Raw genomic sequence first — 19906 nt, 5'->3', positions numbered from 1 at the left:
ATCCTCACTTATTTGAGATGGTGTTTTTTGTTTTTCTCTGGTAACTACAGGAATATTGGAATCTATATATGTCCTAATCTATTCTTAAAAATGGATGAAAGAAGGAATTCGTAATGGAAACGATTGTACAAAAATTTGGTGGCACTTCTGTTGGAAGCGTTGAGCGCATTCAACATGTAGCAAATTTAATTATTGAAGAATATGAACGAGGGCATAGCATCGTCTCTGTCGTTTCAGCAATGGGAAAAAGCACAGATGAACTCGTAGCACTTGCTAACGCGATTTCAGAAAATCCGAGTAAACGCGAAATGGATATGCTTCTATCAACAGGAGAGCAAGTTACTATTTCATTATTAACGATGGCACTACAAGCAAAAGGTTATAACGCGATTTCATTAACAGGATGGCAAGCTGGTATTACGACAGAATCTGTACATAGTAGTGCACGGATTACTGACATTCATACAGATCGAATTCAATCTTATCTTACTGAAGGTACGATTGTTATTGTAGCTGGCTTCCAAGGAGCCAGTAAAGAACATGAAATTACAACGCTTGGACGTGGTGGTTCTGATACAACTGCTGTTGCATTAGCTGCTGCACTGAAAGCAAAAAAATGTGATATTTACACGGATGTGACCGGTGTATATACAACGGACCCACGAGTTGTAAAAGATGCTTATAAATTAGATAAAATTTCTTATGACGAAATGCTAGAACTAGCAAACCTCGGTGCTGGTGTATTACACCCGCGTGCTGTTGAGTTTGCTAAAAATCATAATGTCATGTTAGAAGTTCGCTCAAGTATGGAACAAGAAAACGGAACAATTGTAAAAGGAGAATGTAACATGGAACAACAATCAATCGTTAAAGGTATTGCATTTGAAGATAATATTACACGCGTCACAATGAAAGGATTGGAACAAGGTGCACTTTCAACAGTTTTCTCTACATTAGCAACAGCACATATTAATGTAGATATCATCATTCAAAGTATTACAAATGAAGGAACTGTTCACCTCTCCTTCTCAATCCATTCTAATGATTTAAAAGAAACATTAGAGGTATTGGAACAAAATCAAGAAACACTTCACTATGAATCTGTAGAATATGAAAATCATTTAGCAAAAGTATCCATTGTAGGATCTGGTATGGTCTCTAATCCAGGAGTTGCCGCGAATATGTTCACTACTTTAAAAGAAGAAAATATTCATATTAAAATGGTAAGTACATCAGAAATTAAAGTGTCTGTCGTTATTGACCGCCTTCATTTAGTAACAGGTGTTGAGGCACTGCATCAATCATTTATGGCGAAAATCGAACCTTTAGTGCAGATGAGTTAATTTCCACCGGTAAAACTTTAAAAAATATATGAATCTATTTCCTTCCTATATAAATAGCAAGCTGTTTGCTTTGTATAGAGTGACAAGAAAGTTATTTACAACAATCGAACCATTTAATAGCGTACAGGATAGGAATATTTTGTGGGGAACTCGAAGTTATTTTATCGAATAGCAACTACATTATCAAAATCTTGAAATGATAGCATTCACGAAATAAAGTTCGCACATATTTCAATAGTAGAGGGTTTAGGAAGTGTTGTTCGTTAACAAGGTGTTATATACTATCCCCGAAAACACTTTGTCACATTTTCCTACACTGTGACAAGGTGTTTTTTGTTTAGAAGAGATTTTAGTATAATTATAAGGATAATTATATAATAAATTTATACATATAAGGAGATAAAGACTATGACAAACAACAGATTACTACGAATGGACAATGTCAGTATCGTTGTAGAATCCCTTGATAACGCAATCTCTTTCTTCGAGGAGATTGGTTTGAAACTCGAAGGGAGAGCAACTGTCGAAGGTGAATGGGCTGGTCGCGTAACCGGACTCGGTTCTCAGTGCGTAGAGATTGCTATGATGGTTACGCCAGATGGACACAGCCGAATTGAACTTTCGCGATTTCTCACCCCACCTACTATAACAGATCACCGGGCAGCTCCTGTAAACGCCCTCGGCTATCTGCGCGTCATGTTCACCGTTGAAGATATTGACGAAATGGTATCCAGACTTACTAAGCATGGTGCTCAGCTCGTTGGCGAAGTAGTTCAGTACGAGAACTCGTATCGACTCTGCTATATTCGTGGAACCGAAGGCATTTTAATTGGTTTAGCGGAAGAACTCGGTAACAAATAAGAAAGTGATGAATTATGAATTAAACTACTATATTTTTAGCCACGTCCTAATTTTAGAACGTGGTTACGCTTGTTTGAGCTTTTAAAAATGTATTTTCATTTTACACATAGATTTCTAGACTCTATCCAAACACTTCTCTAACATATCAACGAAATCCTAAAATCATAATAAAATAATTTAACTGCTCACTTCATCCTTTCCTAGGAAATATAACTGACTCCTCTCATGTTATATCTTATCGCCCTTTCCCATGAAAAAAAGATCTATATTCATTCAAAATAACTTTCTTCACATCCGAGTAAAAAACCATCATGAATAGTGCAGCTCCTAATACAGCCACCTGTATTTTTTCATAATCAATGAAAGTACTCATAATTAGCAAACCAAATCCTATATAAAAACCAAACTCGTTCTCTTTCTCAAAATCCTCATCTTCTTCATCAATATGTATTTTTTCTTTAATGTTTTGATTCCCTTTTATTAACTCATCGAGCGTAACATTGTACATTTCACTTAGTAAAATTAAATTATCAATATCAGGACAACTTTTATCATTTTCCCATTTGTATACTGCTTGCCTTGTCACACCAATCTTTTTAGCAACATCCTCTTGCGAAAACCCCTTTAATTCTCTTAGTTTTTTTAGCTGTTCTCCTAAGTTCATAACGTCCCCTCCTTTAACAAATTATTACATAATAGGAGATAAAAAAGAAAGAAACTAATAGTAAAACTCTCTGTAAACCATTCGTTTACACAACAAAAAAGTGAGAGCAGCTCCGTGTTGGAGCTACTCTCACTTCTATTAAAACAAATGAATGTTTTCTTTCTTGCAAGCTTCACGTAAATCGTCAGGCCATACAGAAGATTGAACTTCACCGATATGTGCTTTACGTAAGAAGTACATGCACATTCTTGATTGTCCAATACCACCACCAATTGTTAATGGTAGTATATCTTCTAGAATACCTTTATGGAAATCATACTCACGTTTGAAATCATCACCCGTTTTTGTTAACTGTTCATCAAGTGATTTACTATCAACACGAATTCCCATTGATGATAATTCGAATGAAGCTTGTAGTACTGGGTGCCAGAATAAAATGTCACCGTTTAATTTCCAATCGTCGTAATCAGCTGCACGTCCATCATGCTTTTCACCTGAACGAAGTGCATCACCAATTCCGATAATGAAGACTGCACCGTGTTCTTTCGCAATTGCATGTTCACGATCTTTCGGTGTTAATTCTGGATATTTATCTTCTAGTTCTTGGGAAGTAATGAAAACAACCTCTTCTGGTAAATACTTTCCAAGGAACGGATATTTTTCAAATAAGTGATCCTCTAAATCTTTGAATATTCCATAAATTGTTCGTACTGTTTCTTGTAAGTAATCTACAGTGCGCCATTCTTTTTGAACGATTTTTTCCCAATCCCATTGGTCAACGTAAATGGAATGTGTTGCATCAAGCTCTTCATCACGACGGATCGCGTTCATGTTTGTATATAAACCTTCACCAGCTTCATATCCGTATTCATGTAATGCGAATCTTTTCCACTTTGCTAGTGAATGCACAATTTCTAATTCTTCTCCTGAATGTAACATATCAAATTCAATTGGGCGTTCTACACCGTTTAGGTGATCGTTTAATCCTGATTTTTTCGTTACGAATAATGGTGCAGATACGCGGAATAGTTCAAGTCGTTTTGCTAATTGATCCTCGAAAAATGTTTTAACTTCCTTAATTGCGATTTGAGTCTCTCTTACTGTCATTAATGATTGATACATGGTGGTTTCCTCCTAAAATGTTTGGATGTTGTGAAAAGAAGCCAACAAAAAAAGCCCTTCTTTCCCAAAAAACTGGGACGAAAGACTTTGGTTCCGCGGTACCACCCAAATTAGCAACAGAGGTTGCTCACTTATACAATACGGAGATGAAATATCTCGATACTGTTCTTCTTGTAACGGCGAAGTTCCCGGCTAAGTCTACTTTCCTCTAAAGGATTTCGGTTAGCAACTCCAGGAGGTTCTTCATAATAGGCTTCGTATCAGGCTCACACCACCCCTGACTCGCTTAGACTACATCCTACTACTACTCGTCCTTTCATAGTCGTTTTGTTGTCACATCTCTGAAACATTTTATTAATGATTATTCTATACAAAAAATAAAGAAAGTCAACAAAAATTTAAAAATATTTTTCAATTCTTTATTTTACGGCTTTATTGATTGTTTTCAATATAACGTCTTCACTTCTTTTGTCTTGTCAATCCAAAAAACGTTTCACTAACCGAAACTAACATATACACAACAAGTAATGTAATCGTTCGAAATATAGAATCCGCAGTATTTCGTATTATTTTCATTTTCTTTGTAATTCCTTTCAGTTTACTTGCAAATTCGTGTTATACTATAGCATTCAAGCAGTTTATTTTACTTAAAGCAATCATAGTCATTTATAAAGAGTATGTTCTAAATCATTGACTATTATCAAATAAGATTTTTATATAACGGAGTGATCATATGAGTAAAACGAAAGCAAAACCGAAAAAAGGTGTAGGACAAGGTACAGGAAGTAAAGGATGGAATCGTTGGCAATCAAGTGCAAAGAAAAAGGCAGCTGCCAAGCCATATAAAAGTAAAGGGACTAAAAAATAAATTCTGTATTATCTCTTTACTTTGTTCAAAACAAATTATAATTATTACACTAAAAAAGCTATGCTCTCATACATGTGAAAGCATAGCTTTTTATATTAAATCATTAAAATATCTCGTATTTCTTCCTCCGTGATTGATGATAATTTCTCTTCTCCCGGCTCAATCACTTCAGCGATTAAATTTTTCTTACTCTCTTGCAGTTCATGCATTTTTTCCTCAATTGTTCCGTGGGCTACTAATTTTATAACTTGTACTGTATTTTTTTGTCCCATTCGATATGCTCTATCAGCTGCTTGTTGTTCAACAGCTGGATTCCACCATAAATCGTATAATATAACCGTATCGGCACCCGTTAAGTTAAGACCCGTACCACCAGCTTTTAAAGAAATGAGAAATAGATCCCCTTCCCCCTCGTTAAACCGATTACATAGCTCTACACGTTCTTGTGATGGTGTACTCCCGTCTAAATAAAAGTATGGAATCGCTTGACGATTTAACTCACGACCAATAATAGACAGCATCTTCGTAAATTGAGAAAAGATTAAAATTCTCTTACCAGTACTTCTGCATTCCTCTAGTATCTCTAGTAGTTGTTCAAATTTAGCTGAACTACCCTTATAATCATCAACGAATAAAGCGGGATGATTACAAATTTGTCGCAATCTCGTTAAGCCAGCTAAAATTCTAATTTTATTTTTACGTAACGTATCTTTATCTAAATGTTTTAACGTTTCTTCCCTTAATTTCGCTAAATAAGCAGCATAAAGTCTCTTTTGATCTGGTAATAACTCCGATGACTGTAAGTGCTCTATTTTATCTGGAAGCTCCTGTAATACGTCTTCTTTTAATCGTCTTAATACGAAAGGTTTTACGCGCTTCGCTATATCTTCGCGCCTTAAATCACCGAATTCTTTTCTTCCTGGTAATAATTCTGGAAATACGACATGGAAGATAGACCATAGCTCTTCTAATGAATTTTCTACAGGCGTTCCCGTTAGCCCGAAACGATATTCAGCTTGAATTGTTTTCACTGCTTTTGCAGTTTGGGTTGTAGGATTTTTAAACGCCTGTGCTTCGTCAAGAAACAGTGTATGAAACGGCCTCGCATACGATCTTATATCTCTTCTCAGTAATGGATATGACGTAATTACGACATCAAATTCCACTATGTCTTTTAATATTTTTCGCCGCTCCGTTTGATTTCCATCTGCAATAACTGCTCTAATATGCGGGGCGAATTTTTTCAATTCACTAAACCAATTATAAACGAGAGAGGACGGTGAAACGACTAATATAGGTAGTTTCTTTTCTCGAATTTCAGGCAACACAGAATCTATGTAAGCAATACTTTGCAGTGTTTTTCCAAGTCCCATATCATCTGCTAAAATACCGCCAAAACGGTAATAGGCGAGTGTTTTCATCCACTCAAATCCGTATACTTGATACTCTCTCATTACAGCATTTAAAGTTTGCGGCACTGTAAACTTTAATTTTTTCGGATTTTGAATACTTTCCACTAAATCTTGAACAGACTCATCTAAACTTAAAACATTACCTTCGTGAAGTCCGTTCATCCATTTTACACTCCGGATAAGCGGAACGTTCACTTCTTCTCCGTGTAAAAACTCTTTCCGAATACCCGATTCTTTCACAAACTGATTAATTTCATTAAATTCTTTGCTCTCTAGTGATAAGAAAGAACCATTCGCTAATCGGTAATATTTGCGTTTCTCTTCAAGAGCCACTAATACACCTTTAATTTCTGCTTCCGGTATTCCTTTTATATCAAAACGAAATGATAACCAATCAATTCTTTCTTTTCTTCTCACTCTAATAAGTGGTGCTGTATCCCCTTTATGAATACGTAATTTAATTGCTGTCGTCGCATAAATATCAACTAAGCCTTTTAACGACGGGACGACGTGATATAAAAAGTTATACTCAGCCTCTTCATTATGCATAAAATAGCCGCCTTCTGTTTTCGCAAAGGCACTTTCACTCATAATATCTAAAATTTCTTTTTCCTTTTTCTCATCACGATTAAAAACAGACGGCTGTCCATCTTCTTCTAACGGATTGATCATGACGTTTCCATAATGAAATTCAAGACCTGCTAACAAACGATTTTTCACTCGATCTAAATACAGCTTTGCTTTTAGCGACGGCGTTTCAACACGATCTGATATTACTTCATCAATTCGTACCGTTCCTAGTTTCATTAATCCTGGCACAACTTTCGCTACAAAATGTTCCATCTTACTTTCAGGAATATAAAACTGGTTGCTATTTGAGCGACTCATCATCTTTTGCAATTCAATAAGTCGCATACAATCTTCCATAGGTAAATGATATAATTTCCCATCGTAAAGAGCGTTGTTATACATTTCCATAACTTGAACACGATTTAGGCCGTCTATATGAAGTGTGAATCCACCATTATTTCCTTTCGTAAACTCAAAATGTAATGGCAATAAACCGTTTGAAATTTGTAAGCCCTGAAACTGTTGTCCATTTTGTTTCAGCTGTACATACTCAACTTTAGAAAGTGAAAAGAGCATATCTTTCCACGAAGCTGGCGGTATGAATATCATACTTTCATCTTGTTTCGCATTTACTTCTAACGTATCTTCATACATTTTTTCGTTATGATATATTTTAATGAGTTGTTGTATAATTGCGTCCGTTTCTTGTTTAAAGCTGTGTATATCTGGCGTGTATGTAAATTCATTAGAGCAATGAAAAGTCTCTCTTTTCTCCACTTTAGAAAGAAATTCTCTAATATGATTTATAACATATGTTTTCGCAAGTTTTAACTGAATTCCAAGAAGGGCCCCACCACTTTTCGTCGCTACTGGTGAACATATAAACGCAACATCTAATATTTCACGTGTATCAAAACGGTGTTGTTTACTTTTTGGCCGTAGTGGTTTGTCTGCAAACAACTGAAACATCCCGTTGGTTAATTGATCATTTTTGCTACTAACAGAGCTCATTCCACCCGTTTGCTGGTTATAATTTATTTGTATTAGTACGGCTGCAACATGTTGACAGTACGTTTGAAAAGACGCTAATGAAGGACAACTACATCTCGCAACTACATCACCTTTTTTAGCTTTTTCTACTGTAACATGAAAATCTTCATTCCCTTTTACCGTCGCCTCACAAATTTCTTTCGTTTCATCATAATGATTCACAATTACTTTATTTGCTTTATAATAAGCTTCGCCTCTTTTATATGAGGTCTCTCCGCATACTTCTTTAATAATCGATTTATTTAATGTAAAACTCATTGTTTTGACACTTCCTTAATGTAAAACTCATTGTTTTGACACTTCCTTAATGTAAAACCATTTTCTCTTACTTAACATTTTACATGCTCTACGAGAAAATATAAAATATTGATTTAACAAAAAAAGATGCTTATTTATAAGCACCTTCTTCACTCTATCTCCATCAACCTTTTCGCCTCAAAATATAACACCTGAATAAATTTCTTCGTATTAATTCGTATATGGCCAGAAGTCGCTATTTCATCCTTTGTCATTTCTGTCATTCGTTTTCTAACTACAGTGAAATCAAAAAACTTTGGGGCATAGCTTTCAAATTTCGGATTTGAAAAATCTGTTAACCCTAAAGAGGCCAAATGATTTAACGACTGATAAATCGCTCTGCGCACTCTTTGTTCAGATGCTTTTTTCTCTTTATCAATATCCGTATCTAAAGCTTCATCCCCTAATTTTTTTATCGTAATATAGTGAAAAATATCTTTTAACGCAGGAAAGCCAAATTCAAATGTTTGCGCCTTTTCTTGCCCATATAAATATTCCAGCATACTAAGTAAATCTTTACTTCCGTTCTCTCCCGCAATACCGAGTTCTGCTAGTAAGAAGCGTCCTGAATCTGATATCTTTTTTCCCTCTTGCACTGTTTCACTACGCATTTGCGGCTTTTCCCACTGAAACACATTATTTAATGATTTTTGAATGTCATATATAGAACGTTCCAGACGAATACGCTCCATCACTTTTCGTACAACAGATATTACTTCTATTTTGTTTAGTGGTTTCGTAATATAATATTCTACACCAAGTGTATACGCCTCACCGATGAGCTGTTTCGATTCAACTTGGGAAATCATAATAATTTTCCCAGTAAATGAAGACGCTATATGGCGAACTGTTTCAATGCCGTCTCTCATTGGCATTAATAAATCAATAAATAAAATATCTACTTTTTTATAATTTAGCTGTTCTGCTTCAATAAACGCTCCATCTTCCGATTCTCCAATTACTTCCCCAAGATCGCCATCCTCAATAATTTGCGAAAGCATTGAACGGAAAACTTCATCATCATCTACAATATAATAAAACAAACCTATTCCCCTTCCCGCTTTAAACTGCACTCCGGTAAACAAACGATAAACTTACACCCTTTTCCTGTTTCATTGTCTTCTAACCTTACTTCTCCGCCGAGCTCTGTTACCATTTCGTGTATGTAAGAAAGTCCAATACCTGTTGACGGTGTTCCTGTTTGATCATACTTGGAAGTAAACCCTGGCTTAAATACTAATTTCTTATACTTTTGTGCAATACCAGGGCCATCGTCAATTACTTCAAAGATTACATGTTGCTCTCGTTTATATAACTTAATACGAATGAGACCTCTATCTTCAATTGCTTCCACTGCATTGGCAACTAAGTTATTAAAGATTGATAGCACTGTATACACGTGATATGCAGCGTGTTCACCTTCTATATGTTTTGAAAAACGTATATCTTTCCCTAGCATTTCAGCATATTTCTCATTTATTCTTACGATCATTTCTGTAAGCTCATGTCCTTCTACATACTCAGCCACATTTTTATCTAATAACAGTTTAGATAATCCTGCAAAAATCCTTTGATTATCCTTTTTTATTTCGTGCACTTCTCCTGCTATTTTCAATGCTGTTTTACTACTGGAATCATCATCTGTCTGTAAATTTCGATATAGTTGATATGCTTCTTGTGTAATCAATTCTGCATTTTGTAACGTTTTTTTCAAGTGAACAGATTCTACATATAAATTTGAAAGGTGCATGAACATTTTTTCATTTTCTTTTCGGACTTGTGACTCTTTTAATTTCGTTTCATATAAAATCATCATATTTAAAAAGCCCAGTGCAAAGAAACTACGAAAAATAGCAATAATAATTAATTTATTCACTTCAGAAACTGTTATCGTTGTACCGAGTACTACCATATGATAAATCGCAAGTTCTGACATACTTGCGATAATTTCAATTGTAATTCCAAGGCACCCAATAACGATTGGTTTCTGATGAAACTTATTCACCCTACAAAGTGAAAAAAGACTTCCATAAATAAAATAATAGAAGAACACAGGATAGCGCAAATAAAATGATTCTGTCATATGAAATGAACCTTGCATGATCCAATCAAGGCATACACGGAATAAAACGACACATATACCGACAAGAATACCTGCAGCTGCTGCTGGTATTCTTCTTAAAAATAATAATAAAAAAAAGAAAAGCGGTGTCCCAAAGCTAACGCGAAACGTATCGTTAAAAGGATGAAAATTAAGCTCTCCAGCAATCGGAACAACAACCATTAATATAATTAAAAGGGATATATCTTTCTTCCATAATTGATTCCAATTCAAAGGTGCCACTTCCTATACTTTTTTCGACAATAAAAGTGAAAGCCCGCTTATTATAATAAACGGGCTTTATTTCTATATTCTAACCTTTTCTACCGCTTTTATTTGGCGGTACTCCGGCTCCCATATTGCTTCTTTCACTGCAATCTTGATATCGTTATCACTTAAGTTCTCTCTAGCAACACCTTCTGCAACGGCAACTTTCGCTACTTCAATTGCAACCATTTCCGAGATATTACGTAACTCTTCAACTTCTGGCAAAATAGGTGCTCCTGGCTGACTTGTATCTACCATGCTTGCAACTGCTTCAGCAGCTGCTGCAAACATTCCATCCGTCATGACGCTTGCACGTACGACAATTGTTCCAAGACCAAGGCCTGGGAAAATAAGTGCGTTATTTGATTGTCCAATCACATACGTTACACCGTTGTATGTAACTGGTTCAAATGGACTTCCTGTTGCAACTAATGCTCTTCCTTCTGTCCACTCGATTAAATCAGCTGGTTTTGCTTCAGCAAGTGGCGTCGGATTCGACATCGGTAAAATGATTGGTCTTTCTACGTGAGAAGCCATTTCTTTAATAATCTCTTCTTTGAATGCTCCTGCAACAGTTGATGTACCGATTAAAATTGTCGGTTTTACATGCTTCACAACTTCAGCAAGTCCGATCACATCATTTTGTTTCCACTCACTTACTTCCGCTTCTTTTCTTGCATATGGAATTTGGAAATCAAGAAGATCTTCCATATTATTTGTAACTAACCCGTTACGATCAATACACCAGAAACGCTTATATGATTCTTCTTCTGATACGCCAACGCGGACCATTGCATCTCTAACTTGATCTGCGATACCGATTCCAGCCGTACCAGCACCAAATACAACAACGCGGTGTTCACTTAAAGGGACACCCGAAACTTTCACTGCCGATAACACAGCAGCAAGTGAAACTGCACCTGTACCTTGAATATCATCATTAAATGTACAAATATCATGACGATATTTATCTAAAATTTTCCGTGCATTTCGAGAGCTAAAGTCTTCCCAATGTAAAAGTGCTTTCGGGAATTGTTTATTCACTGCTTGTACAAACGTATCAATAAATTCATCGTAAGCTTCACCCGTTATACGAGGGTGACGATTTCCAATATAAAATGGATTGTTTAATAGTTCTTCACGATTTGTACCTACATCTAAGATTACTGGTAATACACGGCTAGGATCGATTCCAACTGCGGCTGTATAAACAGCTAATTTTCCGATTGCGATGTTTATACCACCAACGCCCCAGTCACCAATTCCAAGTATGCCTTCTCCGTCTGTAACAACGACTAAATCAATATTTTCTGCTGTTGCACCGATATTGGCGAATGCTTCTTCGATACCCGCCGGATCGTTAATTGATAAATACACACCACGCGGTTTACGGTATTCATGACTATATCTTTGAATCGCTACGCCTACTGTTGGTGTATATACGATCGGTAACATTTCACGTAAATGATTTGTTAATATACGATAAAATAACACTTCATTTCGATCATGTAACGCTGTTAAGTATACATTCTTTAATAAATCGTCCGGCTGAGAACAAAATTGTTCATACGCTCGGCGTGCTTGTTCTTCTAATGTTAAAACCGCTGGCGGTAATAACCCTTTTAAACCTAATTCTTCTCTCTCTTCTTGCGTGAAAGCGACCCCTTTATTTAAAAGTGGTGTTGATAATACTTCTACTCCTCTTAATGTCGTTTCTAATGAACCATTAGAAGCTACTGTAAACTTACTCATAACATCCCTACCTCTATTCATATATAGCATTTCTATATTGTAAACAAAAAAGAGGGGATTGTCCCCCCTCTTCTTTTAATTTTTCTTTAAAAGAGTTGCTCCTGCAATCCCTGGGTGTGTCATTTCGAATGGATCTAGAATTAACTCTAAGTCTTCTTGTGACAGTACACCGTTTTTCACACAAAGTTCTCGAACGGATTGACCTGTTGCAATTGCTTCTTTCGCAACGCGAGCTGCTGCTTCATAACCGATATGAGGGTTCACGGCTGTAATAATTCCTACACTCTTCTCAACATACTCTTTTAAGCGATCTTCATTCGCTTCAATTCCTTTTAAGCAATTATCTGTAAAGGCACGGAAACCGTTATTCATAATGCTAATAGATTGAAGTAAGTTGAAAACAAGTACTGGCTCCATAACGTTTAGTTCTAATTGTCCTGCTTCTGAAGCAAGGCAAATTGTATGGTCGTTACCAATTACTTGGAACGCAATTTGATTAATTACTTCTGGCATAACAGGGTTTACTTTCCCTGGCATAATAGATGAACCTGGTTGACGAGCAGGTAACATAATTTCCGCTAAGCCAACACGTGGACCCGATGCCATTAAGCGAAGGTCATTCGCAATTTTAGACATATTCATCATACATACTTTAAGTGCTGCTGATACTTCAGTGTATGCATCAGTATTTTGCGTTGCATCTACTAAGTCTTCTGCACCAACAAGTGGTAGTTCACTAATTGCAGCTAAATGTTTTACAACTGCTTCAATATATTCTGGATCTGCATTTAAGCCCGTACCAACTGCAGTTGCCCCCATGTTCACTTCATATAAGTGTTGACGTGATTGCTGAATTCGTTTCATATCACGTTCAAGTACGCGAGAGTATGCTTTAAATTCTTGTCCAAGACGAATTGGCACAGCGTCTTGTAAATGTGTACGACCCATTTTAATAACATGATCGAACTGCTCTGCTTTTAATTCAAATACATCGTGCATATAACCCATCGTTTGTAATAAACCTTCTAATGCGTTTAATGTTGCGATATGAATCGCCGTTGGAAATGCATCGTTTGTTGATTGCGCCATGTTTACATGACTATTTGGACTAATATAATGATAGTCTCCCTTTTCCATTCCTAATAATTCAAGAGCACGATTGGCCATGACTTCATTTGCGTTCATATTCATTGAAGTACCTGCTCCGCCTTGGATTGGATCTACGATGAAATGATCATGCCATTTTCCATCAAGAATTTCTTGAGCAGCTTCTGCGATCGCGCCGCCCTTGTTCAATTCCAATCTTCCTACATCTGTATTAGCAAGCGCTGCTGCTTTTTTTACAATTGCAAAAGCTCTAATTAAACCTTCATGGATTTTGTATCCTGTAATCGGGAAGTTTTCAACTGCACGCATTGTTTGTACGCCGTAGTATGCATAGTTGGGTACTTCTTTTTCACCTAAAAAATCTTTTTCAATTCGAACACCATTTTTAACTTCAGTTAATGTTGCCATGATTATTCACTCCTTAACGATTTCTTATGCTGCTTTTGTTTCTTTGACTGTTTCTACATATTGTTTTGCTTTCTCATTATCGAATTCGCCTTCCCACTTCGACATAACAATAGCCGCTAATGCATTTCCTAATACATTGACAGATGAGCGAATCATATCTAAAATGCGGTCAATTCCCGCAATTAACGCGATACCTTCTAGTGGTAACCCCATTGAACCTAACGTCGCTAATACAACAACGAACGATGCACCTGGAACTCCCGCCATACCCTTGGATGTTAACATGAGAACGAATAATAACGTTATTTGCTCTGTTAGTGACATGTGCACACCATACATTTGTGCAACAAACAATGCCGCTAACGCTTGATAAATAGCCGATCCAGTCAAGTTGAATGTATAACCTGTCGGAATAACGAAAGAGGCAACTGCCTTTGGACAACCGAACTCTTCCATTTTTCTCATTATATTAGGTAAAACAGCTTCTGAACTTGCTGTCGTAAATGAAAGAATAAGTTCTTCTTTTAAAATTTTCATTAATGTAAAAATGTTTACGCCAACCATTCGTGCATTAATACCTAATACAATCACAACGAATAGTATAACAGTTACGTATACAGCTAGCACTAGTTTTCCTAAAGGAAGTAGTGTTGCTACACCAAATTTTGCAACCGTAACTGCAATTAATGCGAATACACCAAATGGTGCAAATTTCATAACTTGATTTGTAACCCAAAACATCGCTTCGAGTACACCTTCAAAGAAGTTAAAGACGGGCTTTCCTTTGTCTCCAATTGCCGCAACTCCTAAACCGAATAATACTGAGAAGAAAATAATCGGTAATAAGTCACCTTGTGCAATCGATTCAAATACGTTTTTCGGTACAATATGAACAATCGTTTCTGCAAAGCCTTTCTTCTCTGTTGCATCTGCTGTTTGTTTATAAGAAGAAATATCACTTTGCTGTAAATTACTCATATCAACGCCAGTACCTGGTTGGAATATATTTGCCGCAAGTAATCCCATTAAAATAGCGATCGTTGTAATGATTTCAAAATAAAGAATTGTCTTCCCGCCTAGTTTACCAAGCTTCTTCATATCTCCTACACCAGCTACCGCAACAATTAATGCTGAAATAACAATTGGTACTACAATCATTTTAATTAAGTGAATAAATATATCCCCAATTGGTGTGATATAAGAAATCGCCGTTTTATTGCCATAAAAGACTGCCCCTACTACAATCCCTAAAACAAGCGCGACAAAAATTTGTGTTGCCAATCCGAATTTTTTCATTTATGTTCATCCCCTTCATGCGAACGCTTTCAATTTGAATTTATAAAAGCTACTCACACATCTTATAAGCGAACCTACAAAATCATACAAAAACCTACAAGTTCGTCACAAAAAATTCGAAAATTTTTCTTTTCTTTTTCATTGACACCTTTTTATTAAAAAGAGATACAATATACTTGATAAGTAATCAGATTGTTTCGTATAATCAAAAAGATATATACTTACTACAAATCGAAATGAAAAGGAGTGGATGGTATGAAAAATTATGTACAAAAATTCGTCCTATCTTCTTCTTTTCTTTTTCATTTTCTTAAAAAGGAACAAAGGCATTTGCCTTTGTTCCTTTTTTATTGCGATCTATATAGGGGGAATTGTTATGAAGCCATATAAAAGAGTCTTAATTAAATTAAGCGGCGGCGCACTTGCTGATCAATCCGGAAATAGCTTTAACTCCAAACGATTAGAACATATCGCAAACGAAATTATATCCATTGTTGATTTAGGTATCGAAGTATCTATTGTCATCGGAGGCGGTAACATTTTCAGAGGCCATTTAGCTGAAGAATGGGGAATTGATCGAGTAGAAGCTGATAATATCGGTACGTTAGGTACAATCATTAACAGCTTAATGCTTCGCGGCGTCTTAACAAGTAAAACAAATAAAGAAGTACGCGTTATGACTTCCATCCCGTTTAATGCTGTAGCTGAACCATATATCCGCCTACGCGCAGTACATCATTTAGATAACGGTTATGTTGTCATTTTTGGCGGCGGTAACGGGCAGCCGTTCGTTACGACAGATTATCCAAGTGTTCAAAGAGCCATTGAAATGAATAGTGACGCAATATTAGTCGCAAAACAAGGAGTAGATGGCGTCTTTACTAGTGATCCAAAACATAATAAATCAGCAAAAATGTACAGAAAACTAAACTATAACGATGTTGTTAGTCAAAACATTCAAGTCATGGATCAAGCCGCTTTATTACTTGCCCGTGATTATAATTTACCAGCACATGTCTTTAACTTTGATGAGCCTGGTGTAATGAAAAGAATTTGCTTAGGGGAGCATGTGGGGACATTGATTAATGATGATGCTTCATTGCTTGTGCATGAAAACTAATTATTTCTCATAAAAAAAGGGTGTCTATAAAAGACACCCTTTTCCATTAACCTTATAAATAAAAGTCCACCAACCCTGCTAATTTCTCCTTACAACGCTCCCAAAACGATAACTTTTCAAAAAATTCTTTCGTCATCTCTTTCGAATTACGAAAATCTTCTGTTAACGCCTCATTCACTTCTGAAACGATAGTTCCACCATGAATATACAAATTCATCTCATCATTTATATAAAAGCTACGTGCAGTCATGTTCGTTGTACCGATAACAGTTAGTTCATTATCAATCAGCATTAACTTTCCATGAAACATTCCTTTTTTATAACCATATACTTTAATCCCATTATTAACAGCTTGACGAATATAAGGATACGCTGCCTCTTTAATGAGAGGAATATCTGGTTTATATGACCAAAGTATTTTCACTGTAACACCACGTTTTTGCGCTTCAATTAAAGCATTCATAAATTCTTTATTTTTCGCTATAAAATAAGGTGTTGTAATTACGATTGAATGCTTCGCTTGTTTTATTAATTCGATATATGTTTCAGCGACGTGATGTCCATTATAGCTAGCCATCGTATGTAATGTATTCCCTTTACTAGCTTTATTCGTACTTCTTTTTATATTTTCTTTCGTATCTCGTTTCCAATCTAAAGCGAATTGTTCTTCTAAATCTTTTGCTCCTTCTCCTTTAAGCCGCACATGATAGTCACGCCAATATCCAAAATGCTTATCTTTCCCTAAATACTCATCTCCTATATTAAAACCACCTGTATAGCCAATCTCCCCATCAATCGTCGTAATACGGCGGTGATTACGATGGTGAAGTGAATAAAATCCGAATGGCAATTCAGGTTTTCTACTATATGTAAAATGTACACCACTTTCCCGCAATTCATTTATCATCTTTCTTTCAAATGATAAATCATTAATGCGATCAACTGATAAATAGACGTTTACTCCTTCTTTTGCCTTCTCTTTTAATAAGTTTAAAAAAGTATGGCTACTTTTATCATCCGACAAAATAAAAAAGTACGTGTAAATAGATTGCTTCGCCTCTCTTATATCAGTAAATAACTGTTTATAAAATGACTTTCCTTCTACATATAATTGAAAATCACTATAATGAGGAGCGTACTCTGTCGGCATATTTTTCCCGACTTCCATTTTTCTTCCGAGCGTAACGTCAATATGCATCCAAATTAAAACAAAAACGAAAATAGTAATTACAATAGAAGTAACTCGCAATATTTTTTTAATCATTTTAATTTCCTTCCGCTCATTTTCTTTCCACCCTTCTATTTTGTCATTCAAATTTAGATTTCATGCTTCATACAAAAAAGGATGCGACTTAACGTCACACCCTTTCTCCACTAAACAAAGTTCCTCGCATCATTATTTCTTCCAAACTTATAAATAGCAATTAAGAAGAATGCTACCGCAAAGGCAATTAAGATTAATATATTTAAATACAAATCTGAAATCGGAATTCCTTGTTGAAGTTTTGATACTGTGTCTAATAACCATCTCTGCGGAAGAAAATCAGCTACTTTTTGCACAGCTTTCGGCATAATGTCATATGGAAAATAACATCCAGCGAGTAAACATGTCGGTACAATGATCATATTTTGCATCGCATTTGCCGATGCTGAGTTTTTCGAAAAAGCGACCAGAACTAATGATATTCCAATCGCAATTAAAGCAAATAGCATGAGTACGCCAAGCATCACTATGAAAGGCATATTAATATTCGTATGAAAAATATTCGTTAGGAATAGGATTGTAATCAAAATTTGTACTGTTAGTATCATCATATTTACCCCGACATTAGATAATATGAATTTCTTCCCATCTATCGGCGTTGATAAGAGTCTAAAATACGTTCTATTTTCTTTTTCTTTTAAAATATAACCTGATAAGTTAGCTGCTGAAAACAGCATAAACATAATAAGGTAACCCATCGTTTGGTTTGTCATATCTTTATTTTTCGAAGTATCTTCTAGCGTCTCAGTTTTTATTTTAAATGAACTTTTTTGATACCCTGCGTACATAGTATCAAATGCTCTTTGATCTGTTCCTGCCACTTTACTAATAGCTGCTACATTATCAATATAGTTGTATATATATGATTTTATAAATCCTGTTACTTGATCACCTTTAATCGATGAGATTTCAATATGATCCGGTTTCCCTTCTCGAACACTTTCAGAAAAACCAGAATCTAATGTAATAACTCCATCAAGTTTTTTGGAAGTGATTTTATCTTCTACTTCAGATTCTTTAATTTCACTTACTTTTACATGATTTAATCCTTCTAAAAATTTCACCGTATCATTTGCTATAAATTGATCTTCTTTATTTATAACCCCGATATTTAACGTCCCTTGCCCCACATTCCCATACATTGAGAAGGAGATTAGTGTTCCTATTATCGGCAAACTAATAATAATGAATAACCCTTTTTTATTTTTCAAAAGTACAGATAACGTTTTTTGTATGAGCCATAAAATATCTTTCATACTATAGCCCCTCCCGTCTACGTAATGCAATAATTGCAATTAATAAAAAGAGTGCTGAAATGCCAAGGTTTAAACATATTACCGGCAGTGCTGCTCCTACATCATTTGCATAAACAATTTTCATGACAGCTGTGTTTGCCCACGTTAATGGTGATAAATTCGTAACAAAATTTTCTTCTACTACGAAATATGCACCACCAAAAATAGAAGCTAATTGCACAACTACAAGAATAATTGCTCTCGATGATTCAGCTGTTTTCGTAATATATCCGATCCCTAAACCGAAGCTAATTGCTAGAAAGACTTGTGTTAATAAAATAATAAATATGATTCCAATATGATCGCCCCAATTCGCTTGAAAGACAAATTTACTAAATAACATGACAAGTAATACGCAAAGGGCATTTGCTACTAGGCTACCAAGTACTTTTCCAATGAATATTTCAGCCTTACTTATAGGTGCAGCAATGAGTCGATCTCCTGTTTTACGTATTCGTTCTCCACGAATTAAAGAACTCGCCCCCATCCCAGCATATAGTGCAATCATCGTTGTCATTACAACCGCATAATAATCCATAGAACCTGGTTTTTGCGCAACTTGTAAAGATGTTTCTTTTATATAATCATTATGATTTCCGTTTGAAATAACTGTGCTCACCTTACTAGGATCTACTTTTGCAACTTCGACCGCTACATTGTACTTATCAATAAATGTTGTAAGCATGCCTTCCACAATACTTCCCTCAATACTACTTTTGTCACTTCCGTAAAATTTTGCACCATCTTTATTTAATTCTACATAAGCAGCATATTTATTTTGCTTCACTTCTTCTTTCCCATCTATACTGCCGGAAGGTTTTTTAAAATGAATACCCGATTTATCGACTTCTTTCGTAAATGCTTCGAACGATTGAGAAAACGTGCTACTCGCTTCATCTTTGTAGAGCACTTGTATATCTTTAATCGCTTGACTATCGCTATCAAATGCATTCGTTAATGCTGTTCCTAACACAAGCATAAGTACAATCGGAAATGCTAACATAAAAACTAAAGTTCTTACGTCTCTGAAATCTCTTTTAATATGCATAACTGCAATATTGAAGATGTTCAATTGATGAACCTCCCTTTACCTTTTCTTCATTTACCTT

The 19906-nt window shown here is 35.6% G+C and carries 15 protein-coding genes and 1 other annotated feature; of the genes, 4 read left to right on the top strand and 11 right to left on the bottom strand.

What is annotated here, in order from left to right; genetic code table 11:
• Positions 1–113 precede the first annotated feature (113 nt).
• Positions 114–1343 (top strand): aspartate kinase, encoded by a 1230-nt coding sequence (locus tag QCI41_RS27430; RefSeq protein WP_353836181.1) that lies wholly within the window; start codon positions 114–116, stop codon positions 1341–1343.
• Positions 1344–1751: 408 nt separating this feature from the next.
• Positions 1752–2204: a VOC family protein gene (locus tag QCI41_RS27425; RefSeq protein WP_353836182.1), complete on the top strand. Its 453-nt coding sequence runs from the start codon at positions 1752–1754 to the stop codon at positions 2202–2204.
• Between the two features lie 235 nt (positions 2205–2439).
• Here QCI41_RS27425 and QCI41_RS27420 read toward each other — a convergent pair whose 3' ends face one another.
• Together QCI41_RS27420 and asnA are read right to left on the bottom strand one after the other, a co-directional pair.
• Complete coding sequence (locus QCI41_RS27420) at positions 2440–2868, bottom strand: helix-turn-helix domain-containing protein (protein ID WP_353836183.1); 429 nt, start codon at positions 2866–2868, stop codon at positions 2440–2442.
• A 138-nt stretch (positions 2869–3006) separates the two neighbouring features.
• Positions 3007–3990, bottom strand: a complete 984-nt coding sequence (gene asnA, locus QCI41_RS27415; protein ID WP_353836184.1) for an aspartate--ammonia ligase — start codon at positions 3988–3990, stop codon at positions 3007–3009.
• A 70-nt stretch (positions 3991–4060) separates the two neighbouring features.
• Positions 4061–4319: a binding site (T-box leader), on the bottom strand.
• 404 nt (positions 4320–4723) lie between these two features.
• On the opposite strand from asnA, the gene QCI41_RS27410 reads away from it, so the two are divergent.
• Positions 4724–4858, top strand: coding sequence for a DUF3934 domain-containing protein (locus tag QCI41_RS27410; protein WP_000047588.1), 135 nt, complete (start codon positions 4724–4726; stop codon positions 4856–4858).
• A gap of 95 nt (positions 4859–4953) precedes the next feature.
• Here the strand turns inward: QCI41_RS27410 and QCI41_RS27405 are convergent, their stop codons facing one another.
• The 6 genes from QCI41_RS27405 to QCI41_RS27380 all read right to left on the bottom strand — a co-directional run bounded on the left by QCI41_RS27405 (position 4954) and on the right by QCI41_RS27380 (position 15118).
• On the bottom strand, positions 4954–8148 hold the full coding sequence (locus QCI41_RS27405) for an SNF2 helicase associated domain-containing protein (RefSeq protein WP_353836185.1): 3195 nt from the start codon (positions 8146–8148) through the stop codon (positions 4954–4956).
• Between the two features lie 149 nt (positions 8149–8297).
• Positions 8298–9230 (bottom strand): response regulator, encoded by a 933-nt coding sequence (locus tag QCI41_RS27400; RefSeq protein ID WP_097917590.1) that lies wholly within the window; start codon positions 9228–9230, stop codon positions 8298–8300.
• A gap of 2 nt (positions 9231–9232) precedes the next feature.
• Complete coding sequence (locus tag QCI41_RS27395) at positions 9233–10531, bottom strand: sensor histidine kinase (protein ID WP_097857301.1); 1299 nt, start codon at positions 10529–10531, stop codon at positions 9233–9235.
• 63 nt (positions 10532–10594) lie between these two features.
• Positions 10595–12307, bottom strand: a complete 1713-nt coding sequence (gene malS / locus QCI41_RS27390; protein WP_353836186.1) for an oxaloacetate-decarboxylating malate dehydrogenase — start codon at positions 12305–12307, stop codon at positions 10595–10597.
• 75 nt (positions 12308–12382) lie between these two features.
• On the bottom strand, positions 12383–13822 hold the full coding sequence (gene aspA / locus QCI41_RS27385) for an aspartate ammonia-lyase (RefSeq protein ID WP_000224196.1): 1440 nt from the start codon (positions 13820–13822) through the stop codon (positions 12383–12385).
• Positions 13823–13846: 24 nt separating this feature from the next.
• Positions 13847–15118, bottom strand: coding sequence for a cation:dicarboxylate symporter family transporter (locus QCI41_RS27380; protein ID WP_046955104.1), 1272 nt, complete (start codon positions 15116–15118; stop codon positions 13847–13849).
• A gap of 376 nt (positions 15119–15494) precedes the next feature.
• Here QCI41_RS27380 and pyrH point away from each other — a divergent pair, with 376 nt between their 5' ends.
• Positions 15495–16238 carry a UMP kinase gene (pyrH, locus tag QCI41_RS27375; RefSeq protein WP_353836187.1) on the top strand — a complete coding sequence of 248 codons (744 nt, stop codon included), beginning with the start codon at positions 15495–15497 and terminating at the stop codon, positions 16236–16238.
• 52 nt (positions 16239–16290) lie between these two features.
• Here pyrH and cls read toward each other — a convergent pair whose 3' ends face one another.
• The 3 genes from cls to QCI41_RS27360 all read right to left on the bottom strand — a co-directional run bounded on the left by cls (position 16291) and on the right by QCI41_RS27360 (position 19869).
• Positions 16291–17502 (bottom strand): cardiolipin synthase, encoded by a 1212-nt coding sequence (cls, locus tag QCI41_RS27370; RefSeq protein WP_353836188.1) that lies wholly within the window; start codon positions 17500–17502, stop codon positions 16291–16293.
• A gap of 110 nt (positions 17503–17612) precedes the next feature.
• Positions 17613–18758, bottom strand: a complete 1146-nt coding sequence (locus tag QCI41_RS27365) for an ABC transporter permease (protein WP_353836189.1) — start codon at positions 18756–18758, stop codon at positions 17613–17615.
• Position 18759: 1 nt separating this feature from the next.
• The gene (locus QCI41_RS27360) at positions 18760–19869 is read right to left on the bottom strand and encodes an ABC transporter permease (RefSeq protein ID WP_353836190.1); all 1110 of its coding nucleotides are present in this window, start codon (positions 19867–19869) and stop codon (positions 18760–18762) included.
• Positions 19870–19906 lie beyond the last annotated feature (37 nt).

This window comes from Bacillus cereus group sp. MG4, assembly GCF_040460055.1.
Taxonomy (GTDB): domain Bacteria; phylum Bacillota; class Bacilli; order Bacillales; family Bacillaceae_G; genus Bacillus_A; species Bacillus_A wiedmannii.
Note: the sequence above shows the minus strand (reverse complement) of the source record. Positions and strands in the feature narration are given on the sequence as shown.

Bases quoted from the DNA above. Each gene is read 5' to 3' on its own strand.
- QCI41_RS27365 (WP_353836189.1), bottom strand. From the start codon at position 18,758: ATGAAAGATATTTTATGGCTCATACAAAAAACGTTATCTGTACTTTTG.
- aspA (WP_000224196.1), bottom strand. From the start codon at position 13,822: ATGGCAACATTAACTGAAGTTAAAAATGGTGTTCGAATTGAAAAAGAT.
- pyrH (WP_353836187.1), top strand. From the start codon at position 15,495: ATGAAGCCATATAAAAGAGTCTTAATTAAATTAAGCGGCGGCGCACTT.
- QCI41_RS27410 (WP_000047588.1), top strand. From the start codon at position 4,724: ATGAGTAAAACGAAAGCAAAACCGAAAAAAGGTGTAGGACAAGGTACA.
- QCI41_RS27380 (WP_046955104.1), bottom strand. From the start codon at position 15,118: ATGAAAAAATTCGGATTGGCAACACAAATTTTTGTCGCGCTTGTTTTA.
- malS (WP_353836186.1), bottom strand. From the start codon at position 12,307: ATGAGTAAGTTTACAGTAGCTTCTAATGGTTCATTAGAAACGACATTA.
- asnA (WP_353836184.1), bottom strand. From the start codon at position 3,990: ATGTATCAATCATTAATGACAGTAAGAGAGACTCAAATCGCAATTAAG.
- QCI41_RS27425 (WP_353836182.1), top strand. From the start codon at position 1,752: ATGACAAACAACAGATTACTACGAATGGACAATGTCAGTATCGTTGTA.
- QCI41_RS27405 (WP_353836185.1), bottom strand. From the start codon at position 8,148: ATGAGTTTTACATTAAATAAATCGATTATTAAAGAAGTATGCGGAGAG.
- QCI41_RS27420 (WP_353836183.1), bottom strand. From the start codon at position 2,868: ATGAACTTAGGAGAACAGCTAAAAAAACTAAGAGAATTAAAGGGGTTT.
- cls (WP_353836188.1), bottom strand. From the start codon at position 17,502: ATGATTAAAAAAATATTGCGAGTTACTTCTATTGTAATTACTATTTTC.
- QCI41_RS27430 (WP_353836181.1), top strand. From the start codon at position 114: ATGGAAACGATTGTACAAAAATTTGGTGGCACTTCTGTTGGAAGCGTT.